The sequence below is a fragment of the Mesorhizobium sp. M1295 genome (assembly GCF_040318135.1).
Classification (GTDB): Bacteria; Pseudomonadota; Alphaproteobacteria; order Rhizobiales; family Rhizobiaceae; genus Mesorhizobium.
The window spans coordinates 91,617-107,183 of record NZ_JAMYLU010000015.1; the positions used below are offsets into that span (position 1 = coordinate 91,617).

General features: G+C 63.1%; 13 protein-coding genes. 7 read left to right on the forward strand and 6 right to left on the reverse strand.

All coding sequences use genetic code 11. The annotated features are described in order from the left end of the window. Positions 1 to 4: 4 nt before the first annotated feature. From NKH29_RS20710 to mgrA, 4 genes are all read left to right on the forward strand, one after another. On the forward strand, positions 5 to 1,135 hold the full coding sequence (locus NKH29_RS20710; protein ID WP_051409752.1) for an ABC transporter ATP-binding protein: 1,131 nt from the start codon (positions 5 to 7) through the stop codon (positions 1,133 to 1,135). Positions 1,136 to 1,222: 87 nt separating this feature from the next. Further along, entirely contained in the window at positions 1,223 to 1,969 is a 747-nt protein-coding gene (locus NKH29_RS20715; RefSeq protein WP_023721947.1) for a sugar phosphate isomerase/epimerase family protein, read from the forward strand. A 12-nt stretch (positions 1,970 to 1,981) separates the two neighbouring features. Beyond that, positions 1,982 to 3,130 carry a Gfo/Idh/MocA family protein gene (locus tag NKH29_RS20720; protein WP_352816858.1) on the forward strand — a complete coding sequence of 383 codons (1,149 nt, stop codon included), beginning with the start codon at positions 1,982 to 1,984 and terminating at the stop codon, positions 3,128 to 3,130. A 129-nt stretch (positions 3,131 to 3,259) separates the two neighbouring features. Next, positions 3,260 to 4,306, forward strand: coding sequence for an L-glyceraldehyde 3-phosphate reductase (gene mgrA / locus NKH29_RS20725; protein WP_352495501.1), 1,047 nt, complete (start codon positions 3,260 to 3,262; stop codon positions 4,304 to 4,306). Between the two features lie 81 nt (positions 4,307 to 4,387). On the opposite strand, the gene NKH29_RS20730 is transcribed toward mgrA, so the two are convergent. Then, complete coding sequence (locus NKH29_RS20730) at positions 4,388 to 4,717, reverse strand: DUF2934 domain-containing protein (protein ID WP_352592770.1); 330 nt, start codon at positions 4,715 to 4,717, stop codon at positions 4,388 to 4,390. Between the two features lie 191 nt (positions 4,718 to 4,908). Here NKH29_RS20730 and NKH29_RS20735 point away from each other — a divergent pair, with 191 nt between their 5' ends. After that, positions 4,909 to 5,259 carry a hypothetical protein gene (locus NKH29_RS20735; RefSeq protein ID WP_352592768.1) on the forward strand — a complete coding sequence of 117 codons (351 nt, stop codon included), beginning with the start codon at positions 4,909 to 4,911 and terminating at the stop codon, positions 5,257 to 5,259. Between the two features lie 73 nt (positions 5,260 to 5,332). On the opposite strand, the gene NKH29_RS20740 is transcribed toward NKH29_RS20735, so the two are convergent. Then, positions 5,333 to 6,466: a S1 family serine peptidase gene (locus tag NKH29_RS20740; protein WP_352495500.1), complete on the reverse strand. Its 1,134-nt coding sequence runs from the start codon at positions 6,464 to 6,466 to the stop codon at positions 5,333 to 5,335. Positions 6,467 to 6,816: 350 nt separating this feature from the next. On the opposite strand from NKH29_RS20740, the gene NKH29_RS20745 reads away from it, so the two are divergent. Further along, positions 6,817 to 7,899: a trypsin-like serine peptidase gene (locus NKH29_RS20745; RefSeq protein WP_353000489.1), complete on the forward strand. Its 1,083-nt coding sequence runs from the start codon at positions 6,817 to 6,819 to the stop codon at positions 7,897 to 7,899. Positions 7,900 to 8,050: 151 nt separating this feature from the next. Here NKH29_RS20745 and NKH29_RS20750 read toward each other — a convergent pair whose 3' ends face one another. The 3 genes from NKH29_RS20750 to NKH29_RS20760 form a co-directional block, all read right to left on the reverse strand. Beyond that, positions 8,051 to 8,755, reverse strand: coding sequence for a DUF4760 domain-containing protein (locus NKH29_RS20750; RefSeq protein WP_353000491.1), 705 nt, complete (start codon positions 8,753 to 8,755; stop codon positions 8,051 to 8,053). Then, a complete protein-coding gene (locus NKH29_RS20755; RefSeq protein WP_352483640.1) occupies positions 8,752 to 9,123 on the reverse strand; it encodes a hypothetical protein in 372 nt (123 codons plus the stop codon). Before NKH29_RS20755 ends, NKH29_RS20750 begins: the two co-directional genes overlap by 4 nt. Before the next feature lie 111 nt (positions 9,124 to 9,234). Beyond that, the gene (locus tag NKH29_RS20760) at positions 9,235 to 11,436 is read right to left on the reverse strand and encodes a caspase family protein (protein ID WP_031194909.1); all 2,202 of its coding nucleotides are present in this window, start codon (positions 11,434 to 11,436) and stop codon (positions 9,235 to 9,237) included. Between the two features lie 211 nt (positions 11,437 to 11,647). Between NKH29_RS20760 and NKH29_RS20765 the strand changes: the two genes are divergently transcribed. Next, positions 11,648 to 12,052 carry a Fur family transcriptional regulator gene (locus NKH29_RS20765; RefSeq protein ID WP_023721937.1) on the forward strand — a complete coding sequence of 135 codons (405 nt, stop codon included), beginning with the start codon at positions 11,648 to 11,650 and terminating at the stop codon, positions 12,050 to 12,052. 228 nt (positions 12,053 to 12,280) lie between these two features. Here the strand turns inward: NKH29_RS20765 and polA are convergent, their stop codons facing one another. Continuing rightward, positions 12,281 to 15,229 carry a DNA polymerase I gene (gene polA, locus NKH29_RS20770; RefSeq protein WP_352483603.1) on the reverse strand — a complete coding sequence of 983 codons (2,949 nt, stop codon included), beginning with the start codon at positions 15,227 to 15,229 and terminating at the stop codon, positions 12,281 to 12,283. Positions 15,230 to 15,567 lie beyond the last annotated feature (338 nt).

Genomic DNA, 15,567 nt, shown 5'->3' on the forward strand with positions numbered 1-15,567 from the left:
GGCGATGAACGCAAACGGCAGTGTTGAGGTAAACGGCAGCAGCGGGGCAAACGGCACCAGCGTCTCGATCCAGAACCTGTCGCTGAATTTCGGCGCGATATCGGTGCTGCAGACGCTCAACCTCGATGTCGCAGAAGGCGAGTTCATCGTGCTGCTCGGCCCGTCCGGCTGCGGCAAGTCGACCCTGCTCAACTGCATTGCCGGGCTGCTGGACGTTTCCGAAGGCCGCATCTTCATCAAGGGCAAGAACGTCACCTGGGAAGAGCCCAAGGATCGCGGCATCGGCATGGTGTTCCAGTCCTACGCGCTCTATCCGCAGATGACGGTGGAGAAGAACCTGTCGTTTGGGCTGCGCGTTGCCGGCCTCGCCAAGGACGAGATCGCCAAGCGCATCGCCCGGGCCGCCGAGATCCTGCAGATCGAGCCGCTTTTGCATCGCAAGCCGGCGGCTCTGTCCGGTGGCCAGCGCCAGCGCGTGGCGATCGGGCGCGCACTTGTGCGTGACGTCGATGTCTTTCTGTTCGACGAGCCGCTCTCCAACCTCGACGCCAAGCTGCGCGCGGAATTGCGCGTCGAGATAAAGCTGCTGCATCGCAAGCTCGAGAACACCATGATCTACGTCACCCACGACCAGATCGAGGCGATGACGCTGGCCGACCGCATCGCGGTGATGAAGGGCGGCGTCATCCAGCAGCTCGATGCACCGCAGACCATCTATAACCGGCCGGTCAACCGGTTTGTCGCCGGCTTCCTCGGCTCGCCGGCGATGAACTTCCTTGACGGCAGGCTGGAGCAGGCGGACGGCGACTGGCACTTCGTCGCCGAGGATGTACGGATTCCGCTTGCCACCTATGCTTTCGAGAAGGACCCGGTGCCGGGGCCGGCCGTGTTCGGCATTCGCCCCGAGCACGTCGCGTTCAACAGCGGCACGGGATGGCCATTCGCAGCCACGGCAAGTGTCGAGGTCGTCGAGCCCATGGGTTCCGACACGCTGGTCTGGCTGAAGCTCGGCGGCCAGAATTTCACGGTACGGGTGACAGCCGAGCGCACGCCAAACAACGCCGAGGCGGTCGGCATCGGTTTTGATCCGATGCGCGCCTCGCTGTTCGACGCCGCCACAGGTAACCGCCTCTAGAGCAGATCTAGCCACCCAAGACTCTTCCATTCCCCCCAAGACTCATCCCCCCAAGACTAACCATCCACAAGAAAACGGACAGAGACGATGAACTGGTCATTCCAACTTTACAGTGCCCGCAATTTCCAGCCCTGGGAGGGCGTGCTCAAGATGCTGGGCGAGCTTGGTTACAGCCAAGTCGAAGGGTTCGGTGGTGTCTATGACGATCCCAAGGCATTCCGTGCGGAACTCGACAAGAACGGGCTTGCCATGCCGACCGGGCATTTCTCGATCGACGCGCTCGAGAAGGATTTCGATGGCGTGCGCAGGACGGCCGACGCGCTCGGCATCACGCTGCTCATCTGCCCGTTCCTGAACGCCGAGTTCAGGCCGGCCGACACAGCCGGCTGGCGCGGCTTCGGCGAACGCCTGGCCAAGGTCGGCGAGACGGCCAGGAAAGCCGGCTATGGCTTTGCCTGGCACAACCATGATTTCGAGTTCAAGGCGCTTGCCGACGGCTCGGTGCCGCAGGACCATATTCTGTCCTCGGCGCCTGACATCGGCTGGGAGATGGACGTCGCCTGGGTGGTGCGCGGCGGCGTCGATCCGCTGCCCTGGATCGAGAAGCACGGCAAGCGCATCGTCGCCGTCCACGTCAAGGACATGGCCAAGGCGGGCGAGGGACTCGACGAGGACGGCTGGTCGGATGTCGGCCACGGCACCATCGACTGGCCCGGCCTGATCAAGGCGCTGCGCGCCAAAAGCGCCGCAAAATACTACGTCATGGAACAGGACAATCCCAACGATATCGCGCGCTTCGCCCGCCGCTCGATCGCAGCCGCCAAGACCTATTAGGAGCACACCAGCATGGCAACAAAACTTGGCATCGGCGTCATCGGCTGCGGCAACATCTCGAAGGCGTATTTCTCGCTGGCGCCGCTGTTCCGTGGCATCGAGATGCGCGCCTGCGCCGACATCAACATGGAAGCGGCGAAAGCGCGGGCAAAAGAGTTCAAGCTGCGCGCCGAGACCGTCGAGGGGCTACTCAAGGCCGACGATATCGACATCATCGTCAACCTGACCATTCCGGCGGTGCATTACGAGGTGTCGAAGCAGATTCTCGACGCCGGCAAGCATGTTTATTCGGAGAAGCCCTTCGTGCTCTCGGTCAAGGAAGGGCTCGACCTGAAGAAACGGGCCGAAAGCAAGGGGCTGCGCATCGGTTCGGCGCCCGACACCTTCCTCGGCGGCGCGCACCAGCTTGTCCGCGACCTGATCGACACCGGCAGGCTCGGCAGGATCACCAGCGGCACCTGTCATGTGATGAGCCATGGGATGGAACATTGGCACCCCAATCCGGACTTCTTCTTCCAGCCGGGCGCCGGGCCGGTGCTCGATATCGGACCGTATTACATCACCAACCTGATCCAGCTGATCGGGCCGGTGAAGCAGGTCGCGGCTTTTGCTTCGATCCCGATGACGGAACGCATCATCAGCTCGAAGCCGCGCGCCGGCGAAAAGATCCCGGTCTCCACGCCGACGACGATCCATGGCGTGCTGGAATTCGAGAACGGCGCCGTGGTGACGCTCAACACCAGCTGGGATGTCTGGAGCCATGGCCACGCGCCGATGGAGCTCTATGGCGAGGCAGGCACGGTGTTCGTGCCGGATCCGAATTTCTTCGGCGGCGAGGTGCGCTACACCGAGGCCGCCAAGCCGGTGAAGAAGCTGCCGAAATGGCGGCATCCGTTCGGCGTGCCCAACGAGATGCATTCGCATGGCATGATGGCCAACTACCGCACCGCCGGCCTTGCCGACATGGCGATCGCGATTACCGAAGGCCGGCCGCACCGCTGCTCGATGGAACTGGCGCTGCATGCCGTCGATGTCATGACCGGCCTGTTGCGTTCTGGCGAGACCGGAAAGTTCGTCGCCATGCAGACCAGTTGCGAGCGGCCCGCGGCACTCGGCGTCAAGGCAGCGAAGGAGCTGCTGGCGAAGAAGAAAACGAAGTAGGCGGCGCACCTCCCAAGCACCGTAAAAGCCTCTCCCCGTTTGCGCGGGGAGAGGCTAAAGGTGCGGAAGGCTCGGCTGCCGTGCGTCGCGGCGACAGCCGTCGGGCTCGTTTCGATATGAGGATTTCCCATGCCCTATGTTCCCGCCGAGAACCGCTACGAAAAGATGGTCTACAATCGCTGCGGGCGGTCCGGCCTGAAGCTGCCGGCGATCTCGCTCGGGCTGTGGCACAATTTCGGCGATGACACGCCGCATAGAACCAAGCAGGCAATCACGCGCAAGGCCTTCGATCTCGGCATCACGCATTTCGATCTCGCCAACAATTACGGCCCGCCGCCCGGCTCGGCGGAGCGGGCCTTTGGCGAGATCCTGCGGACGGACTTTGCCGGTTATCGCGACGAGCTGATCATCTCGACCAAGGCCGGCTACGAAATGTGGGCAGGACCTTACGGCGAATGGGGCGGCCGCAAATATGTGCTGGCCAGCCTCGACCAGAGCCTGAAGCGGATGGGGCTCGATTATGTCGACATCTTCTATTCCCATCGCTTCGACCCCGACACCCCTCTGGAAGAGACGATGGGCGCGCTCGATCACGCGGTGCGCTCGGGCAAGGCGCTCTATGCCGGCATTTCCTCCTATAATTCACAGCGCACCCGCGAAGCCGCCGACATTTTGAAGCAGCTCGGCACGCCTTGCGTGATCCATCAGCCGAGCTATTCGATGCTTAACCGCTGGGTCGAGGACGACGGCCTGCTCGATACGCTCGAGGGGCTTGGCGTCGGTTCCATCGTGTTCTCGCCGCTGGCACAAGGCATGCTGACCGACAAATATCTCGGCGGCATCCCCGATGGCAGCCGCGCCAGCCAGGGCAAGTCGCTGCGCCCGGCATTCATCAACGACAAATCGATCGCCAATATCGAGGCGCTGAACGTCATCGCCCGTCGCCGCGGCCAGACGCTGGCGCAGATGGCGCTGGCCTGGGTGTTGCGCCGGGGCAGGGTGACGTCGGCGCTGATCGGCGCCAGCCGGCCGGAACAGGTCGTGGATTGCGTCGGCGCGCTCGAGACGCTCGACTTCAGCGATGCCGAGCTCGCCGAGATCGACACCTTTGCACGCGAGTCGGACATCAATCTCTGGGCGACGTCGGCCGAGCGCAAGGGGCCGCCAAGGAAGTAGGCGGAGACGGTCCGCGGTCCGTTTTCATCGAAAGACGCGGCAGCGCAAACTGATAGCTGTCTTCGACACGGTGGCCAGCGGCTAACTTTCGGCTGCCTTGAGGTTCCGCGCGGCTTCTTCGAGTGCGGCTCTGTCGTTGCCGAGCCTGTCGATCAGCTCTTGCGCCTGATCACCGGTTATCCCGGTGCGCATCGCCAGTGCCTCGACCGTCAGAACGTCGGAACTGGCGATCGTTCCAGCCGGACCGTGCTCGGCCGCGTCATCGTCAGCCTGGCCGGTCATCGTCTCATCGTAGCCAAGCTCTTGCTTCGCCTGCTGCCAATGACGCTCATGCGCGCCATCCGGGCGGCCCTCGCGCATCCAGATTTCATAGGCTCGTTGCCGAATCTTTTCATGCCGATCGTTGTCCATGACGGCTCCTCCCTTGTGGCGTTTTCACCAACGCGGGGAGCGCCGGAACGATCCGATGTTCAAGCCGATTTCGCACACATGCCGGACAAATCCCGGGTTCTCACAGAACAAACACCGGACAGAATCGTTTTGCCGAGGAACCTGTACAGTGGGCCGACCGTTGAGCCGAGCCTTCCGCAAAGGAGATTACCATGGCCGACGACCCGAACGAATCCGCAGCACCGAAGATGACTCAACGTGAAGCTCAGGAAGCCCTGGAGAAGCAGGTCGCGCAGCTGAGGCGTGAGATCAACAAAATCAATCGGACCTTGGCCGAACGCGCGGAAGAGACGATCGAAGAGGCCGGCGACTGGTATGACAGCGCTGCTGACCGCGCGTCCCGGACGGCGCAAGCCCTGCGCAACAGGGCGCAAACGGTTTCCGGGGTCGTCCAGGAGAATCCTGGCACAGTATCGTCCGCATTCATACTCGGAGCGGCAGTAGGGGCGCTACTGGGCCTCACCTTGGCCGCCACAGACCAGCGCCGCGATCGCTGGTTCTAGTCCCGACCCCAGGTTTTGGGACAGAAACAGCGGGATTGCTCCCGCTGTTCATTGGTTCAGCAAGTGACGCCGGTCAGGGCGTCGCCGGCTTCTGCGCCGTGCCGAGGGCTTTGGGTGCTGCGGGCACGGGCGCTGCCGTTTTCATCTTCTCCTCGATCCAGCCGGTGTAATTGGCCAGCCGCGTGTAGATGCCGTAGGCGTTCTTGTGGCCGCAGGCGGTGCCGCCGTCGGCCGGACCTTCGCCCCAGCTGACGACGCCGACCTGCACCGGACCATCGGCGCCGGTCATGAACAGCGGTCCGCCGCTGTCGCCATTGCAGGCGTCGCGCTCGCCGCTGGCCGTTCCGGCGCAGATCATGTTGCCGGTCAGCGGATCCGCCATGTCGGCAGCAATCGCGTTGGCGGCCGCCTCGATGCCCCTTTCCGAATAACGCATGCGGCGGGCGAGCTCGCCGAGCGCTGCTTTCAAATCATGCGCATAAATCGCCTTGATGCCGCTGTTGCAGGTTGCGTTCGGCTGGAGGTCCAGGTCGGCGACCATCAGCGCGGTGGGAAATGTTCCGTCCTGCATCTTGCCCCAGCCGGTGACTGTCGTCTTGCCGGCGTCGGGGGTCGGCTCACTGGCAATTTTGATGGTCGGGGCATCGGCCGGCTCGGCCAGCCGGATCAGGCCGAGATCGTTGTCCAGCGTCTGCTCGCTGTAGCCCTCGTTGACGATGATCTCCACCGCCTTGTAGCGCTTGCCCTCGCTGAGATCGGTGGCGCCCGTGAGCACGGTGACCACATCAGGCGAAATCGGCTCGCCGTCGTCATTGAGGCAGTGCGCCGCGGTCAGCACCCATTGCGGCGCGATCAGGCTGCCGCCGCAGAACTGCGCATTCGCCTGCGAGGCCGGGCTTTTGTCCAGCTTGCCCGTGGTCAGCAATGCCACCTGGAACGGGTAGGCGCCCGTCTCGGCCTGCTTGCCGCCGTAGACGCGATCGGCGCCGTCGGGGTTCTCCGCCCTGGCCTTTGCCCTGGCCTCGGCCACGCGTTTCATCGGCGAGATCGCCGCCTCCGGCCGGGCGGCCGCGTCCGTGGCATGAACGGAATCAACGACCGGCAAGGCCGCCGCGATGCCGAGCAGCGCGGCGGCGGCAATCGGTCTGAACCTATGGATGATCTTCACCTCGAACCCCCTGAGACAATATTCCGACAGGTCAGCCACGGACGCATGATCCACTGAAATGGAACCGGCCGGTGAGATCATGCTCCAAGGCGGAGCGCGATCCGTCACAAAACCGAGCACCACTTTTGCTAATCGTGCTGTCGAACCAAGCCCGCCCAAATCCTATAGCCCCCCACGGGCTATGTGAAAGCAATTTGTCGTTGCCAATGTTGGATTAATTTAGGCAGTATACCGTTGCGAGCATTTTTGGCGGGGACCTAAACTGGCTGCACTGAATAATGGCCCGGTAAAGGCGCCGGCAACCAATTTCATTTTTCGTCACCACCACGATCTCGACAATATTTCTCTATCTTGATCCAGTCCTTGCTGACTTTTGGGAGAGTCTCACCATGACAAAACTGACACATAGCATTATTGCGTCCGCGTTGCTTTCCACCGCAATGTGGGCGGTTCCTGCCTTGGCTGCCGATCCAGGCTCCGCCAATGCTGGCAACGGCGAAAGCATGCGGGACGTGACATCGGGCGATTACAAGCCCGGCCGGGCGAAACCGATCGCCCCGCCGAAACTGACCGACGACGAGGCCAACCGCGCCGCTCCGCTCGCCGACGAAGCAACGGCAGTCAAATCTTATGGCATCGTCGGCCGCTCCGCCGATGGCAAGGACATCAAGATCGACCCGAACGAGACGCTGAAGGACCTTGTCATCAAGGAAATGAACGCGCCCGCCGACGGGCAGAAGTCCGATAATTCCGGACTAAGCGGAGGCGAAGAGGCCGGCCGCCAGGTGTTCGGGACGGACGACCGCGAGCAGATCAAGAATACCAAAACCTACCCGTTCACCGCGATCGGCTATCTCGAAGGCAAATCGAAGAGCGGCAGCTATGGCAGCTGCTCGGCGACACTGATCGGCCCGCGCACGGTGCTCACCGCGGCGCACTGCCTCTACAGCCACGAGGACAAGGCCTGGCTCGACGATATCCTGTTCGTGCCGGCTCTCAATGGCAAGACCGCCGACGACGCTCCGTTCGGCGCCTTCACCTATGAAAGCGCCTATATCGTCCAGGGCTTCATCGACAATTACCAAGGCTTTTACGGCTCTGTCGTGCCGTGGGATCTCGGCATCGTCACCCTCAAGCAGGATGTCGGCACCAATCTCGGCTGGCTGGGCTATGCCAACTATGTGGATCTCGGCGATTTCACCGCCAACATCATCGGCTATCCCGGCGACAAGCCGATCGGCACGATGTGGAAGGCGACCTGCGAAGTGCACGCCGAAAACATCGCCACCGAGTATTTCCAGTACGACTGCGACACGTATCCAGGTTCGAGCGGCAGCTCGGTCTATGCCTATGACAATGGCTCCAAGCAGCGCGTCATCACCGGCGTGAACGTGGCCGAGAGCCCGGATGCCAATACCGCCGTGCGCCTGAACGCCATCAACGTCCAGTGGATCAACAGCCTGTACAAATAGGCCTGCAGAGTGCGCGCCGCGATCATCGGGGCGGGTTATCTATTTTAGCGGCATTTCTGCGACGCCAAATGTGATCACACTTGGCTGCAAAATGCTCCAATCAAAGCCGGCGGCGGAGCATTTCCGTCGCCGGCTTTCGCATTTTCGGGGATTATCTGGATTGGGCCGGGGGTGGCGCCTGGCGGACATAGTTCTCGATTGGCAGGGCGAAGGTCGGCGAACCGGCCTTGCGCTCCTTGTCGATATAGCCGGCAAAATAGCTCCAGAACGAGGCGGCATAGTCGCGGAAATACGAGTCGGCGACCTGACGCGAGCAAAGCCTGCCTTCGACGCAGAAGGAAAGACGGTTGAGGAAATAGACGATGCGGTCGAAATTGTCGCTGAACTCGGCAAGCGGCATGTCGCCGCCGGTTGCGCTCATCGCCTCGATGCCGATGCGTTGCCGATAGACCTGTTCCTCGGTCGGCGTGGGATTGGCGCTGAGCAGATTGCCGTATTTGGCATTGAGCGTCGCCAGGCGTTGCTTGAGGGCCCGTTGCGCCTGCTGGTAATCCTTGCTTTCCCAGAGCTCGACCAGCGGCATCGTCTGTTCGACACGCTTCTGCTCCTGGTTTGCCAGGAACTGGTAGACCGAAAAGATCAAGGTGAAGATGATCGCCAGCCGTACCAGCAATCCGGACCAGGCATAGACAAGCATGCGCCAGTCGCGATCGGTGAACGGGTTCGCCTCCTTCTTGACCTCGTGATTGCTCACCCAAGGCAGGCCTTCGACGGTTTCCGGCAGTGACGCCGGCTTCTTTTGCGGTACCGGCGCCGCCCCTGCCTGCTGCGTTGCGTCGCTCCCTGCTTTCGTCATCCGCAGCTGTCCAGTTCGATGATAGCTGACGGATCGAGCACGATGCCCGGCGTCTCCAGCTTCTTCTTCAGGCAATCCAGCTGCGCCCGCGAAACGATGAACTGCACGTCAGGCTCCACCTGCGGCTTGCCCGGCGACGGCAACGGCTCGACCACGCCGCGTGAGGTGCAGCTGCTGAGATCGACGACGACGGCGGTGTTGCCGGTTTTGGCGATCTGGTCGTACTGATCGAGAAAGCAACTCGCCAGTTCGGAGTTGATGACGACCTCCTTGGCGCAAAGGCCGCAGATCTCGTCCGCCGAGGCATTGGCGGCCAGCAACAGCCCGGCGACAAGGCCGGCGGTTGTTGCGCGCCACGAAAATACCATCCTGTTCACGAACGCCCTCATCCGTTCCGTTCGGCCGCCGACAGCGGCGGTCGAAGAATGTTCATTATCAGCCGATCAGGCAAGAGGCCTGGCCGGGCGCTTGATCCCGCCTCAGGCGCGCGGCACCGTCTCCATCGGGAAGATCATCACGGCGCCCTTCGATGCCTTGTCGTCGGTGAGCCGCATGGCCGACCGCGTCGCCGGCGCCATGCCGATATCGGCCAGCATATCGGAGAAACTTGGCTGTCCCAGTCCGCGCGTTACCGAGACAACCCCCGCTTGCGCCAGGAAGCTCAGGTCCTGCTTCTCGCTCTGCGGCGGCGCCTCGGTCAAGACGGCGATCATCTGCTCCATGCCGAAGCTGGTGTCGGTGAATTTGAACAGGCCTTCCTCGAGCACGGCGCCCTCGGTCAGGCGCTCGGCAAGAAAATGCTGGATGGAATAGTCGGAGCCGACATAGAGCACGTTGATGTCAACCAGGTTGGTCGAGCCGTTCCTGACCAGCACATGCACCTGATCGTCGGGCGAAACACGCGGCACCGTCGACGGCTCGATAGGCTGCAGCGCGTCACTGTCCAGACGCTTGATCCGGAACTCGACGTCGACCTCTTCCGGCCGATAATCCGAAGCGGCGGCCAGCCTCGACAGGCCGATGGCGCGGAAGATTTTCGTCAGGTTCCTGGCCGCGGCGTCGATCAGCTTTTCGCGGCCGTCCGGATGAATGACGATCAGCGGCGGCTTGCTGCCATCCTTGAGCGTCATGTCGCCCGAAGCTGGCAGGAACCACAGCGCCGGCGCGTCGGTGGCGTCTTCTGCGGCGCCGGCAATGGCATTCTCGCGCAGCACGGCGAGACGCAGATCTGCGCTCTTGCCCGGCTCGACCAGCGCGATGTGGAACCCTGAGTTCTCCCTGGCCGCCAGATCGTCGAGAACCGAGTTCGCCAGCGCAGCCTCTTTCTCGAGGCCTTTGGCCGCTGCCGGCCGCGCGACCACGAGCTTGTAGTCGACGGCGAGCTCGGCGAGCCGGGCATAGGCATTGGCGGGGATGTCAGCCAGCTTGAGCGCCGGCTTGCCGCCGAACTCGACCGGCTGGACCCGGCTCTCCAGGTTCTTTGCCGATCGCACCTGGAGATAACCAAGCGCCTCGGACAGCGGCGACAGCGCCGACGGCAAGATTGCCAGCTTGCTGCCGGGGGTGAGGCGATGCAGCAGTCCGGCGCCGATCGTGGCTTTGTCGTCCTTGACGACGATCGGCCATTGCATGACCGCATCGGTCTTGTCGGTGCCGAAGACGCGTGCGTCGAGTTCTCCCTCGAACAGCGGCGTTGGCCGGGTGCGGCCGTCCGCCGAATATTGCTGCAGCACGGCCTGGCCGAGCTGGCGGTAGGTGATGTTGGGGTTCTCGGCCAGTTTCGACAGGATGGTGAAGGTGAACAGCCCGAAACGCGGCGCATCGGCCGTGCCCCTGGGCAGCGGCATCTCAGGCGTCGTCTCCACCGTCTGCGCCGCGTAGAAGGCGACCAATCTACCCTTGGTGGTCGGCTCGGCGCCGGTCGGCGCCAGCTTGAAGGCCGGCTTGCGCTGCCCGTCCTCGTCAAAGCCGCGCGGCGCGGCCGACGCAATCCCGTCATAGGCTTTCACCGCAGCCGCCCTGGCAGCATCGTCGCCGCCGACCAGATCGGCGAACTCGACCTTGCGTTCCAGCTCGTCGTCGACCTCGGCGGCGCGCGTCGCCGTGCCGGAATGGCAGCAGTCGAACACGGCCCAGATAAAGGCGCCCTTGTCGCGAATGGCGTCGAGCGCGGTGCCGATCTCGTTGTCGACCAGCGCATTGGGCACGCCCTGTTCGCGGTTGACCCATTTGTCGATGTCGGACGGCAAGAAAATTTCGTCGAGGCCGTCGGTCTCGTCGCCCTTGGTCGCCGCGGGCTGTTGCGCGCCGTGACCGGACAAATGCAGATAGACGAAATCATCACGCTGGACCTTGGCGGCAAGGTCGGCGAGTGCTGCCTTGATCGCCGCATGTGTCGGCGGTCCGTCGGCGCCTTCGACATCCTTGGCGAGCAGCGTGACGTTTTCGGCCAGGAATTTTACCGGCGCGGGCGTGTTCCCCAGGAGGTAATCGCGCACCAGGCCGGCATCGTTTTTCGGTCCGATCAGCCAGTTTTTCTTCGGCAGGTTCGGGTAATCGGTGCAGGCAACAAGCAGCGCATGGTAGGTGCGCGCCGCTGCGAATGCCCGAAACGGCACCAGGCCGGCAGCGGCCAGCGCAGACGTGCCGGCAAGCAGCGTCCGCCGCGTCACTTTGATCATGGTTGCTTCCCCAAGCCCGATCGAATTTCCAAGCACGGCCAGCCTGGCTGACGATTTTGTCAGTATTTTGAATATGGCGCCGCCGGCCAGCCGACCACCGGCTGCGAATAGAAACAGTAGCAAAAATAGCAGTTCGTCGCTATCTCAGTGCAAGAGGTCGAATTGCATGCGAACTGGCAGTGATCGGCACGGAGCGGCTTGGAACGGGATCATGGCGGCAAGGGATGTACTGACGAAGAACCAGCTTTGCGTTCTCGAGAAACTCGAGGCCGCCAGCGGGCCGCTCAGCGCCTATACGTTGCTCGACCAATTGCGCGAGCGCGGTTTTCGCGCACCGCTGCAGGTCTATCGGGCGCTCGACACGCTGGTGAAGTCCGGCTTCGTGCACAGGCTCGAAAGCCTCAATTCCTTCGTCGCCTGTGCCGAGCCGCACGACCACAGCCATTCGATGACGGCGTTTGCCATCTGCGACAGCTGCGGCCAGGTGACCGAGTTCTCCGACCACGATGTCGGCCACCGGCTCGACGAATGGGTGCGCTCGACCGGCTTCGCCGCCAAGAAGGCGGTGATCGAGTTTCGTGGGACTTGTGCGAAGTGTTTGGCTGAAGCGGCTTGAGGGCTTACTAAGCCGCGAGATGCTGGCGGGACAGCGCCCCCCTCTGTCCTGCCGGACATCTCCCCCGCAAGGGGGGAGATTGGCAGCTTCAATTTCACCGCCCATTTTTGCAACGCCGACGGTTGGCGAAAGCCGGGGCGACATCCGATCTCCCCCTTGCGGGGGAGATGTCCGGCAGGACAGAGGGGGGTGGGAAGGATCGCGACTTAGCCGGCTGCAGACGGGACGTTAATGCGCCTCTTCCCAGTTGTTGGCGGCGCGGGCGTCGACGTGCAGCGGCACCGACATCGATACCGCCGGCATGGCGGCGTTCTCCATGACGTGGCAGACGACGGGAATCGTCGCCTCGACCTCGGCTTCGGCCGTCTCGAAGACCAGTTCGTCATGCACCTGCAGCAGCATGCGGGCGGAAAGCTTCGCCTTCTCCAGCGCCTCGTCCATGCGGATCATGGCGCGACGGATGATGTCGGCGGCGGTGCCCTGCAGGCGTGCGTTGATCGAGGCGCGCTCGTTGAACGCCCGGATCGAGGGGTTTGACGATCTGATCTCCGGGTAGTGGATGCGGCGGCCGAAGATGGTCTCGACGAAGCCGTGCTCGCGCGCATAGGCCTTGGTGGCGTCGATATAGTCGCGGATGCCGGGGAAGCGCTCGAAATATTTCTTGATGTAGTCACCGGCTTCTTCGCGTGCGATCGACAGCTGGTTGGCGAGGCCAAAGGCCGAAATGCCGTAGATGATGCCGAAATTGATCGCCTTGGCACGGCGGCGCACTTCCGAAGGCATGCCCTCGACCGGCACGTTGAACATTTCCGAGGCGGTGATGGCGTGGATGTCGGCGCCGTCGGCGAAGGCCTGCTTTAGCTGCGGGATTTCGGCGACATGGGCGAGCACGCGCAATTCGATCTGGCTGTAGTCGGCGGAAACCAGCTTGTTGCCCTTGTCGGCGATGAAGGCCGTCCTGATCTTTCGCCCCTCGACGGTGCGCACCGGGATGTTCTGCAGATTGGGATCCGAGGACGACAGCCGGCCGGTCGTCGTCGCGGCAAGCGCGTAGGAGGTGTGGACGCGCTTGGTGTCGGGATGGATGAAGCCGGGCAGGGCATCGGTATAGGTCGATTTCAGCTTGGTCAGCTGGCGCCAATCGACGATCTTGCGCGGCAATTCGTGGCCTTCGGCGGCGAGGTCTTCGAGAAGCTGCGCCGAGGTCGACCATTGGCCGGTCTTGGTTTTCGAACCGCCGGGCAGGCCCATCCTGCCGAACAGGATGTCGCCGAGCTGTTTTGGCGAGCCGATGTTGATGCGCTCGCCGACCAGCTGGTAGATCTCGTCCTCGAGCCGCGCCGCACCTTGTGCCAGTTCGCCGGAGAGCCGCGACAGGATCTGCCGGTCGACGGAGATGCCGCGTTGTTCCATCCGTGCCAGGACTGGCACCAGCGGCCGTTCCAGCCGTTCATAGACCGAGACCAGGCCCTTGGCGGCAAGGCGTGGCTTCAGCACCTGCCAGAGCCTGAGCGCGACGTCGGCGTGCTCGGCGCCGTAAGCCGTCGCCTTGCCGAGGTCGGCCTGATCGAGGCCGACGAAGTTTCTTCCCGAACCGGCCAGTTCCTTCAGCGGAATGGTCGCGTGGCCGAGCCATTTATCGGCCAGCGCCTCCAGGCCATGGCCACCATGGGTGCCGGCCTCGAGCACATAGGAGATCAGCATGGTGTCGTCATAGGGGCCGATCTCGATGCCATGACGGCTCATGACGACGAGGCGGTATTTCATGTCGTGCACGATCTTGAGGACAGATTTGTCCTCGAGCAGCGGCTTGAGCAACGCTAGTGCGTCGCGGATCGAGATCTGGTTGTCGACCGCGCCGCCGCCGAGCAGGTCGCCATTGCCGTTTTTATGGGCAAGCGGCACGTAGGCGGCATGGCCAGGCGCGACGGCCATGGCAAGGCCGATCAGTTCGGCCCGCATCGGATCGGGCGAGGAGGCCTTAACGTCGAAGGCGACGATGCCTCTCTCCATCGCCTCGGCGATCCAGGCCTTCAGCGTCGCGGCGTCGCGGATGCAGGCGTAGGCGCCGGTGTCGATCTTGCGGGCGGTCGCAACCTCCAGGCGAAGCGCCGAAAGCAGCGATGGGGTGTCGCCTTGCTTGGCTTCGGCCGGGACTTCGGAAGCCGCTTCGTCCGACGGGGGTGCGCTCTCGGCGGCCGCGGGCATGCCAAAACCCATATCGGGGCCATGCGCGGTATCGGCACGCTCTATCGTGACGGCAGTGGCCGCAACGTCGCCCGCGTCGGTTCCGGTCGCTTCGGCGACGCGGCGGGTCAGCGTCGAGAATTCCATGGTCTTGAGAAAGCCGATCAGCCTGGGACCGTCCGGCGCGTGCAACACGAAATCGTCAAGCCCTTCGGTCACCGGCACGTCGTTCTTCAGCGTCACCAGATCACGCGAAATGCGCGCCTTGTCGGCGTTGGCGATGATCGATTCGCGCCGCTTGTCCTGCTTGATCTCGCCGGCGCGGGCGAGCAGCGTATCGAGATCGCCGAACTGTTCGAGCAATTGCGCCGCCGTCTTCGGCCCGATGCCGGGCACGCCCGGCACATTGTCGACCGAATCGCCGGTCAGCGCCTGCAGGTCGATCATCTTCTGCGGCGGCACGCCCCATTTCTCGATCACCTCGGGAACGCCGATCTGGCGGTCCTTCATCGGGTCGTACATGGCAACCGTTGGGCCGACCAGTTGCATCAGATCCTTGTCGGAAGAGATGATGGTGGTGTCGGCGCCGGCTTCGCAGGCAAGCCGGCAATAGGTGGCGATCAGGTCATCGGCCTCGTAGCCTTCCGTCTCAAGGCATGGCAGGTTGAAGGCCCTGGTCGCCTGGCGGATCAGGCCGAATTGCGGGATCAAATCTTCCGGCGGCGCCGAGCGGTTGGCCTTGTATTCGGGGTAGAGGTCGTTGCGGAAGGTCTTCGACGAATAATCGAAAATCACGGCGAAATGCGTCGGCACGATGCCGACATCGGTGTTGCGGGCGTCCTGGGTCAGCTTCCAGACCATGTTGCAGAAGCCGAGCACGGCACTGGTCGGCAGCCCGTCGGACTTGCGGGACAGTGGCGGGAGCGCGTGATAGGCACGGAAGATGTAGCCGGAGCCGTCGACAAGGAAGAGATGATCGCCTTTTTTCATGGCACGAGGGATAGCGCGGCGCAGCGCCGCGGTCCATGCCAAAGGCGGCTTGCGCCAAGGGTTCCGGCAACACCCTGACAAATGGCGTGTGAGCTTGGCCGGCCTGGCGGCTTGGCCGGAGCTTTGTTCGCTCACGCCTATGTTACAAAAGTGTAATTTTTGTGCCCTTGAATCGCCACGTTCGCAGACACAGATAAACGCCATCGGCAGTTTTCGCCGAAGTCCGGAGCAAGGCCCGTCCCCCGCCTATCCCGGACACTTGCGGCAGCCTATCCCCCCTCTCCGGGCTGCCGCATCGTTTCGAGTAAGGCCGCCGTGGTTCCCCCTCCACCACGGCG